Source organism: Sphingobacterium spiritivorum, from assembly GCF_016725325.1.
Lineage (GTDB): Bacteria > Bacteroidota > Bacteroidia > Sphingobacteriales > Sphingobacteriaceae > Sphingobacterium.
The window spans coordinates 665,046-680,278 of sequence record NZ_CP068083.1 but is presented as its reverse complement, the minus strand read 5'-3'; the positions used below and the strand labels follow the sequence as shown (position 1 = coordinate 680,278).

The 15,233-nt window shown below is 40.4% G+C and carries 12 protein-coding genes; 4 read left to right on the top strand and 8 right to left on the bottom strand.

Annotation, left to right across the window (positions count from 1 at the left end; all coding sequences use genetic code 11):
- Positions 1-151 precede the first annotated feature (151 nt).
- Positions 152-712, top strand: a complete 561-nt coding sequence (locus I6J02_RS02590; RefSeq protein WP_201680277.1) for a DUF4230 domain-containing protein — start codon at positions 152-154, stop codon at positions 710-712.
- A gap of 71 nt (positions 713-783) precedes the next feature.
- Here I6J02_RS02590 and I6J02_RS02585 read toward each other — a convergent pair whose 3' ends face one another.
- On the bottom strand, positions 784-1,800 hold the full coding sequence (locus I6J02_RS02585; RefSeq protein WP_201680276.1) for a zinc-binding alcohol dehydrogenase family protein: 1,017 nt from the start codon (positions 1,798-1,800) through the stop codon (positions 784-786).
- A gap of 184 nt (positions 1,801-1,984) precedes the next feature.
- Here I6J02_RS02585 and I6J02_RS02580 point away from each other — a divergent pair, with 184 nt between their 5' ends.
- A complete protein-coding gene (locus I6J02_RS02580) occupies positions 1,985-2,500 on the top strand; it encodes a hypothetical protein (protein ID WP_236582264.1) in 516 nt (171 codons plus the stop codon).
- Between the two features lie 28 nt (positions 2,501-2,528).
- Here the strand turns inward: I6J02_RS02580 and I6J02_RS02575 are convergent, their stop codons facing one another.
- Genes I6J02_RS02575 through I6J02_RS02565 form a run of 3 tightly spaced genes read right to left on the bottom strand, consistent with a single transcriptional unit; the run spans position 2,529 to position 7,984 of the window.
- Complete coding sequence (locus I6J02_RS02575; protein ID WP_201680274.1) at positions 2,529-3,830, bottom strand: TolC family protein; 1,302 nt, start codon at positions 3,828-3,830, stop codon at positions 2,529-2,531.
- Between the two features lie 9 nt (positions 3,831-3,839).
- Positions 3,840-6,917, bottom strand: a complete 3,078-nt coding sequence (locus I6J02_RS02570; RefSeq protein ID WP_201680273.1) for an efflux RND transporter permease subunit — start codon at positions 6,915-6,917, stop codon at positions 3,840-3,842.
- A 5-nt stretch (positions 6,918-6,922) separates the two neighbouring features.
- Positions 6,923-7,984: an efflux RND transporter periplasmic adaptor subunit gene (locus I6J02_RS02565; RefSeq protein WP_201680272.1), complete on the bottom strand. Its 1,062-nt coding sequence runs from the start codon at positions 7,982-7,984 to the stop codon at positions 6,923-6,925.
- A gap of 331 nt (positions 7,985-8,315) precedes the next feature.
- Here I6J02_RS02565 and I6J02_RS02560 point away from each other — a divergent pair, with 331 nt between their 5' ends.
- Positions 8,316-9,221, top strand: a complete 906-nt coding sequence (locus I6J02_RS02560; protein WP_003011950.1) for an OmpA family protein — start codon at positions 8,316-8,318, stop codon at positions 9,219-9,221.
- A 226-nt stretch (positions 9,222-9,447) separates the two neighbouring features.
- A complete protein-coding gene (gene pckA, locus I6J02_RS02555; protein ID WP_201680271.1) occupies positions 9,448-11,064 on the top strand; it encodes a phosphoenolpyruvate carboxykinase (ATP) in 1,617 nt (538 codons plus the stop codon).
- A gap of 61 nt (positions 11,065-11,125) precedes the next feature.
- On the opposite strand, the gene I6J02_RS02550 is transcribed toward pckA, so the two are convergent.
- From I6J02_RS02550 to I6J02_RS02535, 4 genes are read right to left on the bottom strand one after another with little or no spacing between them, the layout of a single operon-like run.
- The gene (locus I6J02_RS02550; protein WP_201680270.1) at positions 11,126-11,527 is read right to left on the bottom strand and encodes a GNAT family N-acetyltransferase; all 402 of its coding nucleotides are present in this window, start codon (positions 11,525-11,527) and stop codon (positions 11,126-11,128) included.
- Positions 11,528-11,563: 36 nt separating this feature from the next.
- Positions 11,564-12,739, bottom strand: coding sequence for an ABC transporter permease (locus I6J02_RS02545; RefSeq protein WP_201680269.1), 1,176 nt, complete (start codon positions 12,737-12,739; stop codon positions 11,564-11,566).
- Positions 12,740-12,750: 11 nt separating this feature from the next.
- Positions 12,751-13,740 (bottom strand): HlyD family secretion protein, encoded by a 990-nt coding sequence (locus I6J02_RS02540; protein ID WP_201680268.1) that lies wholly within the window; start codon positions 13,738-13,740, stop codon positions 12,751-12,753.
- Between the two features lies 1 nt (position 13,741).
- Positions 13,742-15,124, bottom strand: a complete 1,383-nt coding sequence (locus tag I6J02_RS02535; RefSeq protein ID WP_201680267.1) for a TolC family protein — start codon at positions 15,122-15,124, stop codon at positions 13,742-13,744.
- Positions 15,125-15,233 lie beyond the last annotated feature (109 nt).

Below are 15,233 nucleotides of genomic sequence, written 5' to 3'. Positions count from 1 at the left end.
GGTTGATTTGTATCTTTTTCAATACAATTTATTATGTTTAAAATTCTTTTAGACAGGTTTTTGTATTTGTTTTGTGTGTTCTCGTATGGCTTCCTGAATGCAAACCGTCAGGCATATAAAAAAGTGGTCTGCAAATTGATTATATCTGACTATGATTAGATTATTAAAAATTTTAATGATAGTTGCAGTAGTCGGACTCTTAGGCTGGCTTATTGTTGACAAATTTAGTCCCAAGACCACTGTAGAAAGTAAACACCAGATATTAATAGAACGCATAGAAGCAATGGGTAAACTGGAATTGGTAAAATACCGCTTCAGCGATGTGGTAGAACATAAAAATGTCTCCACGTTTCTGCCCGATGCCAGTGTGTTGTTAATTATTAAAGCTGATGCTGTCGGTTGTATCGATCTTACCAAACTAAAGACAGAAGATATCACAGTCACAGGAGATTCGGTATCCATAAAACTTCCGCAACCGGAGATTTGCTATATCAAGATAGACCACAAAGCTTCCCGTGTATATGATACGAAGATGGCCTTTTTCAGAGAAGCAGATCTGGTAGACGAAGCCTATAAAAGTGCTGAGCAGGAAGTGGCCGCAGAAGTGCGTAAATCTGATATTCTGCAACAGACACGGACAAATGCTATCACAGTTTTCAAACCCTTATTGACAGGTTTGGGATATAATAAAATGAGTTTATCATTTGAATAATATGCTATTGCTGCTCATTACAGGATGGGCAGCAATAGTAACTTTTTTAGCCTTAAAGATCAGAACTGTTCTTAATCAAATACAATCAGCGCTTTAATAACATCAGCATCTTTGCCGGATAAAGTCCTGAATTTATCTTTGACCTCATCAAAAGCGACGCGATGCGTAATAAAGTCCAATGGCTTTATTTGTCCGTCACAAATGCAGTTTATAACAAAATCAAAATCCACAGGAAGAGCATTTCTGCTACTCATCAGTACAGCTTCTCTTTTGTGAAATTCGGGGTGAACTACTTCTATAGTACCTTTTTGTAGTCCTATCATTATAAATTTTCCGCCATGAGCCAGATATTGAAAACCAGTATTGATCGCATTCAGATTGCCGGTACAATCTATAATAACTGTGGCCATATCGCCTTTTGTAATGTTTTTTATCTGCTCTGATGCATCCATCTTTAGGGGGTTGATAGTATGCTCTATGCCTAGTTTTTCTCTGCAAAAGTTTAACCGGTTATCATTTACATCTAACACAATCACATTTCCTCCGGCAATTTTAGCAAAAGCAATTGTCCCCAATCCGATTGGGCCAGCTCCTAAAATCAATACATTATCTCCCTTTTCAATCTGTGACAGACGTACACCGTGTGCGCCAATAGCAAGAGGTTCTACTGTAGCGAGCTCGTCCGCTGTCAATCCTTTTCCTGTCCGTACAGAAGAAGTAGGAACCGCAATATATTCCTGCATAGCACCATCAATATGGACACCAAAAACTTTGATGTTAACACAGCAGTTCGTCTTTCCTCTCCGGCATGCTATACATTCGCCACAATAGAAGTAGGGACTGATAGTTACCAGATCTCCCGTTTTAAATTCCTTGTCATCCTGTGTCTCTACAACCTCTGCAGCAATTTCGTGTCCTAATATTCTGGGATAACTGAAAAACGGCTGTGTGCCTTCAAAAGCATGATAGTCTGTTCCGCATATGCCCAGTCTTTTCATTCGAAGCAGGGTGTAGTTAGCCGGTAATGACGGCATAGAGGCTTCTGCATATATAAACTCTCCGGGAGTCTGACAGATAAGTTTTTGCATTATTAAATCTGGTTTAAGCATGGAGGTCTTTTTTCAAACTGATTAAATCAAAAAAACCGATATAAAGATACTCCAAAATATCAGGATTTTTTCTGAATGTAATGGATCAGGAATGATCTTTGTCAGTTTATTCCTTAATAAAATGTAGTTTTAAATGGTATTATCAATTATTCTGAATATAAATATGAAAATACTCCTTATGATAACGGTGATTCTGTCTTTATGGAGTTGTGGAAACCCGGTTAAAAGCCATCCGTCTGTTAAGGATAGCAGCGCAAATCACCTGGCAGATACCATTCAAAATACCAGTCAGGCGGATACTACGGAAAAAGAAAAACGTGTAAAAGAAGTGTATCCCGAACCAATAGATGAAGAATCCATGCAGAGAGCGGAGATATCGAAAACAGACAGCACGATTCATGTCTATAACAACATAAGAGCGGATTACCGTGTTTTTGGATATAGCAAGCCAGATACAACTTCCCAGAAGATGTTTTTAATATCCGTATTTACCAACGATGTAAAAGACAACCCCTATAAGTGTGTGTATGGGGCTTATTATGATTCGGCAAGTATGCCGGAGATGAGCATTAAATATCTGGCAGAAGCAGGAGCATTTGTAAAAGCACATCTGTATCGGGATGGTATTTTACTTGCCCCCGTATATCTGGAAAGGAAGTGGGTAGAATTTGAAGAATAGCAGACGGTAATTTTTTCTGTAGTTCACTCTAAAATGAATTTCCCGAAAGTTCCTTTAATCTGATCTCCGATAATTTTGCCTGATACTGAGCGGTATAGCTTCTGGCCATCGCATTGATATAATTCAATTGCGCTGTACGTACTTCCAATGTTGTAATAGTACCTATTTTGAATTTTTCCAGTGTAATATCCATATTCTCTTTAGCGAGTTCTTCATTTTTCTTTTCCAGGTCTACGAGGCCAATATTTGTTATATAAGTCTGAAAAAGAGTGGTGACTTGCGCGCTGATGGTTTGTTTCTGTTGTCCGATCTGCAATTCTGAATTTTCAATTTCAATCTTCGCAATTTTTTCATTTCTGTTTTGGAGAAAACCATTGAAAATATTAACAGAAGCTGTTACTCCATAGTTGAATCCCTTTCCTTTATTTTCCGTGGCAAATCCCAGAGAAGAGTGCGATTCATTAAAATTGTAGCCACTATTGAGCGCGATGATAGGGTAACGTTCACCTTTAATCTGTTTCAGATTATATTCTGATATACGTTTATTGATCAGAGCCAGCTGGATTTGCGGATTCTGATTTTCAGCAGTCTGTAACAGTTCTCCCAATTTTAGCTGATCATTGATAGCAATGCTGTCCATTACACGAAAAGGTGTATTCAGATCGCGGGTCATTAACTGATTAAGATACGTCTTGGTATTTGCATACAGCTCCTTTTGCTGTAATAAGGCTGTTTTATCCGTATTGAGATCCACCTGAGCATTCAATACTTCCAGTTTAGCTGCTTTCCCGATCTCAAATCTGTTTTTCGCCATAGTCAGGCGATATTCTGAGAGATCTATAGCCGTATCGAGTGCTTTTAGCATTTTTTGTTGCTGCACCAGATTATAATAAGTCGCAATGACTTCGCTCACCTGTGTCAGTATTTCATACTTCACCTCGGTTTCGCCTTGTTTCTGAATCTCACGGAGCTGATCATATCTGGCAAACATCTTGAATCCGTCAAAAACAGTCCAGTTTAATGTCACACCGTAATTCATATTATCATTTTTGGCATTATTCAGCTCCTGTACCTGTCCGTCAGCCCTTACCTGTCTGGAATTCTGAATGGAATTTGTACGGGTAAAATTGCCTGTTACCCGTGGCAGAATCCCGGCATTCCCTAAACTGAAATTTTGCTGATCAATACGGGTGTTATTTTTTGCTATTTTGATATCAAAGTTATTCTCCAGCGTAATTGTCAGCGCATCCTCCATCGTCAACAGCTCCTGAGCGTAGGTGCTGAAGCTGATGCTACAAAGCAAAGTAAGGAGTGTCAATATATGTCTCATTGTCTATTTTTAAACTTCAATATTATCAAATTCAGGTCTGTGTTTTTTTGCTCTGGACCACATATAATAAATGGCGGGAATCACAAATAATGTCAGTATAAGAGAGAATATAGTCCCTCCGACAATAACTACACCCATTCCGATTCTACTGGTGGCTGCAGCGCCTAATGACATTGCAATCGGTAAAGCTCCTAGAGCGATAGCCAGACTGGTCATCAGAATAGGACGAAGTCTGGATTCAGCAGAGTGCATAATCGCTTCAAATTTTGGCATACCTTCTTCTCTTAGCTGATTGGCAAATTCTACAATCAGGATACCATTCTTTGTGACCAGTCCGATAAGCATGATGGTTCCGATCTGACTGAAGATATTCCAGGTCTGTCCGAATAACCAAAGACTGATCAACGCACCTGCTACCGCCATAGGTACAGTCAGAATAATAATGAACGGATCCAGAAAACTTTCAAACTGAGCTGCCAGAATAAGGTAAATCAGCAGTAATGCGAGGCCGAATGCAAACATTGTATTGGAACTACTCTCCACAAAATCGCGGGATTCACCACTCAGATCTGTCGTAAAAGTCTCATCCAGTACTTTAGCTTTGGCCCTATCCATGGCTGCTATACCATCATTCATACTCATACCCGGCGCTAATCCTGCAGATACAGTAGCAGACATATACCGGTTATTGTGATACAATTGCGGAGGGCTGCTCTCTTCTTTTAACTGTACAAGGTTGTCAAGTTGTACAAGTTGTCCCAGATTATTCTTAACAAAGATTGCACTCAGATCCAGAGGTGTTGCTCTTTTGTCATCTTCAATCTGACCAATCACCTGATATTGCTTTCCATCCTTCATAAAATAACCAAAGCGCTGACCGCTCAGGGACATCTGCAGCGTTTGAGAGATATCTAATACCGAAATTCCCATTGTCTGGGCTTTAGCCCGGTCAATAGAAACATGCAGCTCCGGTTTATTGAATTTGAGATTGATATCTGTAGTAGAAAAGGTCGGATCATTATTGATCTCTTCCATAAATGCCGGAATCTTTTCCCGTAGTTTATCAAAATTCTGCGCTTGTATAATATACTGGACCGGCAGACCTCCACGACGATTGACAGATATCGTGGGACGTTGAGAAACATTGGTTCGTACGCCGTCATACTGTTTAGTCCATTTTGTTAATTCCGAAGCGACCTCATCCTGTGAACGGGAACGTTCTCCGGGATCTACCAGTGTCATCCGCACCCGGCCATTATTGACAGAGCCGGTTCCAAAAGTAGGAGAGGTCATCACAAGACTGATTTTATTCTCCGGGACAGAGTCCGCAATCAACTTATCAAATTCCTGCATATATCTGTCCATGTATTCAAAAGTCGCTCCTTCAGGACCTGTCACACTGATATTCACATTGCTGCGGTCATCATATGGAGCAGTTTCTTTTTTGATCGATCCGAAAATAATACCGATGACTACAAAACAAAGAATCAGGATGGGAAAACTGATCCATTTTATTTTCATAAAATGGCCGAGTATCTTCGCATATCCGCTATTCATTTTTTCAAAAAAGGGCTCCGTCCAGATATAGAATTTAGATTTTTCATGACCCGTCCCCTTGATGAGGTAAGCATTCAGCATCGGAGTCAATGTCAGGGATACGAAAGCCGACACAAGCACCGCTGAGGCAATGACGACTCCAAATTCCCGGAAGAGCCGGCCTACAAATCCCTGCAGAAATATGACAGGAAGAAACACAGCTGCTAAGGTCACCGAGATCGAAATCACAGCAAAGAAAATTTCCTTTGATCCCTTCATTGCAGCCTCGATAGGTGACATTCCGGCCTCTACCTTCTTAAATATATTTTCAGTGACCACTATACCGTCATCCACCACCAGACCTGTAGCTAATACAATAGCCAAAAGGGTTAGTACATTGATGGAAAAACCAAAGATATACATGATAAAGAAGGTCGCTATCAGTGATACGGGAATATCAAGCAAAGGTCTGAGTGCAATCCCCCAGTCTCTGAAGAAAAAGTAGATAATCAAGGTCACAAGTGCAATTGAAATCAATAAAGTTTCCGCTACTTCAATAACAGACTGTTTAATAAACGTGGTATTGTCTGCGGCAACATTGAGCGTGATATCTTCCGGGATATCCTCTTTCAGCTGGTCGAGCAATTTGTAAAAATCATTGGCTATATCAATGTAGTTGGTTCCGGGCTGAGGAATAATTGCGACCCCCACAAGTTGTTTTCCATCGCTGACCATTTTTGTTTCCAGGTTTTCAGCCTGTAATTTGGCATAACCAACATCGCTGAATTTGACCATCCTTCCACTGTCTGCCTTGATGATAATATCTTCAAATTCTTTTTCTGTAGAAAGGTTTCCAACGGTTTTTACGGTAAGTTCTGTATTGGCTCCCACTATTTTTCCGGATGGAAGCTCTACATTCTGTGCGCCTAATGCTGCTCTTACATCATCGACTGTTACACTATAAGCCGCTAACTTGGACGGATCAAACCACAGTCGCATTGCATAGCGCTGTTGCCCCCAGATCTGCACACTACTCACTCCGGGTATGGTTTGCAAACGCTCACCGATTACATTTTCAGCATAGTCACTAAGTTCCAGCTTATCCCGGGTGTCACTTTGCATCGTCAGCGTAATGATAGGTTCTGAATCGGCGTCCGCCTTAGAGACTACCGGTGGAGCATCTATATCCTGAGGAAGGCTTCGCAGCGCTTGTGATACCTTGTCCCGGGTGTCGTTGGCTGCTTCTTCCAGATTTTTTTCCAGTTCAAATTCTACAGTAATATTACTTGCACCCTGACTACTGGATGAGGTAATATTACGGATGCCATCAATAGAGTTGATAGATTTTTCTAATGGTTCTGTGATCTGCGACTCAATAATATCCGGATTGGCCCCCGCATAATTTGTACGCACTGATACGATCGCCGGATCAATCGAAGGGTATTCCCGGACACCCAGAAAGCTATAACCGATATAGCCAAACAGAATGATCGTGACGTTAACTACGATTGTCAGTACAGGTCTTTTAATAAATATCGCGGAAAGATTCATCTGTTCTATTTCTTTAATGTGACCTTCACTTCAGCACCATCTTTCAAGGTTAGCACACCTGTTGTAAGTACGGTGTCGCCAGCCTTTAATCCCGATAGTACAACAATATCCTTATCTGTACGGCTTCCTGTCTTCACTTCTACCTGTTTTGCTTTACCATTCTCTATTATAAATACATTCTTTCCATCTTGCACAGGGACTATGGCCTGAGAGGGAATAGAAATAGCTGTAACACTGTCATTAAGCGGAAGCAGTACATTTGCATATGATCCTGCGATCAATTTTCCTTCGGGGTTCTGAGCTGTAGCACGCACAGTCATCGTCCGTGTATTAAGTGCTATTTCCGGCTCTATAGCATAGATATTTCCCTGAAATGTCCTTGCGTTATTTGCTACGGTAAAATCTATTTTTGAATTGGTCTTGAGCTGGCTGGCATATTTTTCAGGCACTGAAAAGGTGATCTTTATCTTATTATCCTTAACCAGATTTGTAATCAGTGTAGTTGGAGAAATAATAGCACCCGGAGAGATATTGCGCAACCCGATCGTACCGCTGAAGGGTGCCCGTATTGTTGTTTTAAAAATCTGCGCTTCTATCAACTGTGTTTGTGAAAGAGAAGTTTTGTATGCAGCACTGGCTATATCATATTCCTCCTGACTGATTGCTCCTTTGGCCAGAAGCAATTTTGCTCTTCTTTCATTTTCGGATGTCAACTGATTATTCGTCTGCATCTGCTTGAGTTGTGCCTGCAGTTCAATATCATTAATTTTGACTAAAACCTGTCCCTGAGCGATGCGTTGTCCTTCATTGAAAAAGATTTTATCCACTCTGCCACTTACTTCACTTCTTACTTCCAGTTTTTCGTCGGCGTCGATTGTTCCAGATAAGGATAATACATTGTCAAATTCGGTTGGACTGACGATCAAACCTTCTGCAGTGAGGAGTGTGGATTTGGGTTTATTTCCGTTTTCAGAAGCATTGGTCTTATCTTTTCTGAAAAACAATGCATATGCGATTGCGCAGATACCTACAATTAGGATAAGGTAGATGAGCGTCTTTTTTTTCATATTGGCTTTAGATCAGTGTTATGTGAGCGAATTGATTAGTGGAGATTGAGCTGGTTCTTTACTTAAAAAATGTTAAATCATTGTACGTTCCGATGGTCTCCAATATTCTGATTCCAAGTCAAATATATTGATAAGAATTTGTAATTTTTTATTGTCAAAAGCATGTTACAACGTTTTTTTTGGACATCTGAATGATTCTTGGAGGTTTTTAAACACTGCTTTCATAGCTTGGGAATTGTCATAGAATTTCTAAACTGCATAAAACTTAGGCATTTCTTTTGTTATAATCCCTATATTAGATATTTATTGAAATACCTTAAATCTATCGATAATGATGAAACAATCGGTTTTACCCATATCAATACTGCTGTCAGGCTTGTTCTTAACAAGCTGTGTGAGCAGTGGAAAGTTCAAAAGTTTACAGACAGACTATGATAAACTGCAAACAGAGCATCGCGATCTGGCGCAGAAGTATCAGCAAGGCCAGCTGGACCTGACAGAAGGTCGTACACGTATCAAGAGTCTGGAGGAGCAGTTAGCGTATGAAAAGGCTAATAATGCTCAACTGAAAGAAGCATATGCTAACCTGCAAAAGACATTGGATAACAGTATCAATCAGAATTCTCAGGGAAATGTTAATATTTCCAAACTGGTGGATGAGATCAATGCTTCCAATAAGTATATACAGCACCTGGTGAATACTAAAAACAAGAGTGATTCACTTAACATGGTATTGACTAACAATCTGACCCGCTCATTGAGCAGAGAAGAAATGAAAGATGTCGATGTTCAGGTTCTTAAAGGGGTAGTTTATATATCCTTATCAGATAATATGCTTTACAAATCAGGAAGTTATGAAATTTCTGATAAAGCAGGGGAGACATTGAGTAAGATTGCAAAAATTATTCAGGATTACAAAGACTATGAAGTGTTGATCGAAGGTAATACAGATACGGATCCTATCTCTAAAACGAATATCCGTAACAACTGGGATCTGAGTACACTACGTGCCTCTTCAGTTGTACAGGCGCTTCAAAATACCTATGGTGTAGATCCTAAACGTCTGACTGCAGGCGGACGCGGACAATACAACCCTATCGCAGATAACAGTACGGCGGCAGGTAAAATGAAAAACAGAAGAACACAGATTATTATTACACCTAAGCTGGATCAGTTTATGGAGCTGATCGACAAGGCTCCGGAAACGGAAAACAGCAGTGTGACCGAAGGTCTGTAAAATTATAAAGTATAAGGAAGGCTCTGATTTATCAGGGCCTTTTTTGTGTTATAAAAGTTGGTTGCAGTGCTAATTTCTTCAATAACGCATATATTGCACAAAGGAATGCTAAAAAAAATAAATTTTTTCACGCTGATTATGAGATTGTTAGATATGTGTTAAAAGTACAATCGTTTGCATTTTAGCGTAATAAAGTTCTAATTTTACGCTCAAATTTAAAACTTTTATGGCTACAGAAAAATTAGTCAAACTTGATTTAGCTTACCTTAATATTAACAATAATAACGAGGTAAATTATCAACTGGATGTCTCTACTTTAGTGGAACATGCAATTAAAAATTCAGAAGGCACCTTGTCTGATACAGGTGCGCTGAATGCAAGGACAGGAAAATTCACAGGCCGATCGCCCAAAGACCGGTATATCGTGAAAGATCAGAAAACAGCAAATCATGTTTGGTGGGGTGATATTAATCAGCCTATTTCGGAAGAAGCCTTTGAAAAGTTACGTGTCAAAGTTGCTGAGCATTTGAGTGCTGCTCCACGGATCTATGTCCGGGATGCTGTTGCCGGTGCAGATCCTGCCTATGCTATTTCGCTCCGTGTGATTACAGAGACAGCTTATCAAAGTATTTTTGCTAACAATCTGTTTATCCGTCCTGATGTGTCAGATGCTTCAGTAGCTCCCCAATGGACTATTCTGGCAGCACCTTCTCTTGATATGGAGTCCATTGAAGGATATGAGATCCGCAACAAGAACTTTGTAATTATTGATTTCACCCGTAAGATGGTACTGATCGCCGGTACAGGATATACAGGAGAGATCAAGAAGAGCATTTTCTCCATATTAAATTTTATCCTTCCATTAGAACATGCTGTATTATCTATGCATTGTTCGGCCAACAAAAGCAAAGAAGGGGAGACCTCTCTGTTCTTTGGTTTGTCCGGCACAGGAAAAACTACTTTATCTGCAGATAGAAATCGTCTGCTGATAGGAGACGATGAGCATGGCTGGTCGGCAGACGGCGTCTTTAATTTTGAAGGCGGCTGTTATGCCAAATGTATAGGTCTTACAGCTGATAAGGAGCCGGAGATTTTCAATGCTATCCAATTTGGAGCTTTACTGGAGAATGTGGTCTATGAGCCAGGCAGTCGCACGCCTGATTATGAAAATATTTCAATTACGGAAAACATTCGCGTTTCTTACCCTATTTCGTATATGGAAGGAGCTGATTTGTCTGGAAAAGGTAATACACCAAAGCATATTTTCTTCCTCACAGCAGATGCATTCGGCGTACTTCCTCCGATCTCTTTGCTCAATAACGAGCAGGCGATGTATCATTTCATTTCAGGATATACAGCAAAAGTAGCCGGTACGGAAGTCGGAGTTGTAGAACCTACAGCTACGTTCTCTGCTTGTTTCGGGCAGGCATTTCTTCCCTTGCATCCGGAGCAATATGCAGCGCTTCTGAAAGCTAAGCTCCTATCCGATCCGTCTATCCGGGTGTGGCTGGTCAATACAGGCTGGATAAAAGGACCGTACGGAGTAGGACACCGGATCAAACTCAGTTATACCCGAAATCTGATCCGGGCAGCTATGAGCGGCGAATTACAGGATTCAGATTTCAATAAGCATGAGCTATTTGGTTTACGCTACCCGGTAAGCTGTTATGGTATACCGGATGATATCCTTAATGCTAAAAAACTGTGGAAAAATGATGAAGCTTATGACCTTCAGGCAGCTAAACTGGCCACTTTGTTCATGAGCAATATGAATAAATATGGGGTATCAGAGGATATTTTAAAAGGAGGTCCTCAGGTTGCTGTTCAGAAAGAAGAAGTATAAACAAAATGTAACCTGAAATTATGAAGCAGCCTGTTTAGGAATCTAAGCAGGCTGTATTTGTTTACTGTACCTTATAAGCCATCCCTCTGGATGCAGGCAATGTGTCTTTAAAACCAAATTTTTCGTACAGAAAAGATGCATCTCCGTCAGCGATCAGACTGACGTAACAGGAGGAAGGAAGATTCGTATGGATAAAATCCATCAGATTCCGGATAATCATTTTTCCGACACCCTGTCCCTGATATTCCGGAAGCACTGCAATATCCACTACCTGACAAAAACAACCTGCATCGCCTATGATTCTGCCCATCCCGATAATCTGATTCTCATGCTGGATCATGACCGAATGTATAGAATTTCTAAGTCCTGTTTTGGCGGCTTCCTGGGTTTTAGGTGATAATCCTGTAGCCACTCTGAGATTTCTGTATATGTCAACCGGGATTGTGCTTTCTATGACTTTCATGTATGCTGTTTGATTGTAAGTTGTTTTCTTCTTCTGTTAGACTGCAGTCGTGACTGATTTTTGTTTTTTTATCTTTCTTATTTTCAGATATAATAGCAATACAGATAATAAGAAACAGATAAGCATAATGATGGTTAGTGCGATCATAGGTTTGTGAATAAGATAAGCCGGAGCTTGTTCTATAAACAATAACCTGAAAATCTGAAGGTAATGGGTAAGGGGAATGACATCCGATAATACCTGCACCCAATGTGGCATCTGACTTAGCGGCCATGTAAAACCACTGAGGATAAAGCTGGGGGTTGCAATTACCATTAAGATCTCTGTCGCTTTTAGCTGATTGGGAATGGCGATGCTGACCAGAATACCAATAAAGCTGGCCGCTAATATAAATAAAGTAGTGGACAAGAGAAATGGCCAGATCTCCACCTGTATTGGCATCTTATAGAAAACAGAGAATCCATAGTAGAGGGCCATGACTCCGATAGACATCAGAAAGTAAGGGAATACCTTTACAAATATCAATGTAAACGGATTAGAAGTTTTAGAAAGCAATTGGGAAAAAGTATTGTTTTCAAATTCTGAAGCAAAAGACAGAGCGAGGCCTAACAACAGAATCTGCTGGAATACCGTCATCAGTACACCAGGAAGCATAAAATACAAATAGTTACCACTTCTGATATTCTGTTTGATAATAGTCGTTTTAAACGGTTCATATTGCTGACTGGCAATATAGCCCGGTACTCCTTTTTTCTTTTGAGTTTCGATCTGTATCCCCGCTTTCATTGTCGCTGCACATACATTGACAGCGAGCATCGCATAGTTAGACGTCAGCGTATTGGAAGCATCGACAAATACAGCGACTTCCGTCTGTCTGTTCTGACTGACAGAAGCCATGAATCCTTTTGGAATCTGTACGACAACAGTTGCTTCACGCTCCAGTGCCAACTGGCGGGAGTTGAAATTGTCGTTCAGTATATCGGATACATAGATAACCTCACTCTCATTGAACATATCAATCAGTTTGCTGCTCATTGGTGAACGATCTTCATCTACGACTATGATCGGGAGATTGGTTACTTTCCCTTTTTTATATACATTCCCGATAAGCACTCCGTAAAGAATCGGAGCTCCTATAAACAGAATGCGTAAGACTTTGTTGTTATTAAATAACCTGAATTCACGCTTGATTAATTCCCATATCATTTTCATGCCCGTCTCCTTTACTTAGTCGCCATACTGCTGATATCTAATGTCGCATTGCTTTTGGTAAGCAGTTCACGCGCTGCATTTTTATCTGTTGGCACTACCTTAATTTCAAACAGGGATTCCTGTTGGTCAAAATCCGGATAGGCCGTAGCAATATTAGCATATGAATTCAATGCTTTGATATAGGAAACAGATCCTTTGACTACCTGATTGTCTTTATATGGAATGCGGACGTCTACTTCTGCACCCTGGCGTAATGCCGCCATCTTTTTTTCTGTCAGTGTAAAACGGAAATAAGTAGTCTCATCAAGATATCCGTTTACAATAGCGTAACCGGCGAGCGCAAGTTCTCCTACTTTCAGGTTTATACTTTCTACCGTCATATCCTGTGGAGCAATCAGATAGCGTTCTTTAGCAGCAATACTTACTTCATTGACAGCACCCCAAGCACGCTCTTTCTGTCCCAGAGCCATGCGCTGCTGTTCTACACGCGCTCCATTACGTACATCACTGAGTTCAGCCTGAGCAGCAATATATTGATTTTTTGCACCCTGATATTTAGCGTAGACCTCATCATATTTTTGCTGAGGTACCAGGCTGTCCCGTAGCAGGTTGGAAAGTCTGTTCAATGATTTTTCGGCAAAGTCCAGCTGTTCCTTAAGTCCGGCCACCTTGGCATTCAATTGTTTAAGCTGTCCGTCAGTAGCACCTTTTCTGGCCATCTCATATTGCGCTTCAGCTGCATCCAGAGCGCCTTTAGCTTGTTCCTCTTTGGCAGTGACTTCGGGTATTTCCAGCATAATCAGCGTGTCACCTTTCCGGACGTGCTGTCCTTCAGTTACCAATATCTTTTCAATCTTGCCGGGCACTTTCGTTACTATACTCAGTTGATCCCGCTCTATTTTGCCTTCAATGATATGATCCGAATTCTTGCTTTCATTTTTACAAGCTCCAAAAGCAAGTACCAATACTAAGGAAGGTAAAAAACCAATATATCTTTTCATGTTATTTTAATATGCTGTTAAGTAAATCACCAGTGGTATGTAAAACTTCAAGAGCAGACTTGCGTTGCTGCAAAATCTGTGAATAATAGCCCAGGCTAGATTTATAATAATCATTTTCGGAAGCCAGTAGTTCGGTAACATCTATCAATCCTTCCTGATATTGTTTGGAAGAAAGATTAAGGTTGTTTTTTGCCACCTGTACCTGCTGATCGTTGACTTTTAGTTTTTGATTAGCCGTATTATATTCGACTTTGTTTTTTTTGAGTAAAAGTTCCAGTTTTTCCGAAACATCATCCTTCTTATTTTGGTTGATATCCAGATCCAGCTTTGCCTGTTTTAATTTATTTTTATGCTCTCCACCTTTAAAAATTTCCCATTTGGCACCTACCCCTACAATAAAAGTAGGGAAGAGCTGTAACTGATCTGAACGCAGGTGCACATCTCCCAGCAGGCCGACATCCTGCAGCGTCAGCTTAGACTTGAATACATTGCTGTAAGATGCAGATCCGAACGCAAATACTTGCGGAAGACCGGATCCTTTTTCTTTTTTATACACATATTCATATGCACGTTGTGAAGCATCCAGAGCTTTAAGCTCATAGCGGTTCTCTATGCTGTTTTCCTCCTTATTAATCACAATTCCTTTTAGTTCGTAATTAATATGCTGTAGCTGATCAGCAGGTAGATGAGTATCCTGTTCAAGTTTTTGCAGAAGCAATTCTTTCGATCCTTCCAGTTCTACCTTTTTAGCCTCGAGCTCGAGCATTGCCAGTTTTATTTTATCCCGGTCATAAGGAATCGCCATACCGTTCTCTATAGCTTTTACAACCTTCAGATGTTCCTTATTTAAGCGCTTCTCGGAATCAACAATCAGTTTTTCTACTTCTTTCAGTAGCATCAACTGATCAAATGTGCTTATGATATCTTTTGCAATAGTTTCCTTATCAGCTTCCAGCAGATAATTCTGAGCCTGAAGTTTTTCCCTTAACGCTTTTTGCCCGTTACTGATCTGCAGTCCACTAAAGATCACCTGAGTAGCTGTGACACCTACTAATCCTAGCTGACCCTGCAAACGGAAGTCCTGTGCACCCTCAAAGAGACTTATAGGCGTATTGCCAATCGGAACAGCAGGCAGATCAAGCTTACCTCCTGAATTGAAATAGGAGTAAAAACCTGCAGCGGAGACGCTGGGCAGCCGTTTGTTGCCAACCATATCACCTTCAATTTTGGTCTTCTGATTTTCCATATCTTTTCCGGCTAGCTCTCTGTTTGTACGGATAGCACTGCGGATAGGATCTTTTAATTGCTCATCCACGATATGTTGTGCATGTGCAGCTGAAAGGGCAAAGATTAGGAATAATGTGGTTGTAGTTATTTTTATCATCGTCAAAATACTCTAATTAAAGTACAATCAAGCGAATAAAAGGTTTGCGCAAATTAAATTTCAGTAGATTGCTGTTAAGTTAATAATTCACTCAAAATAACAAAATTTA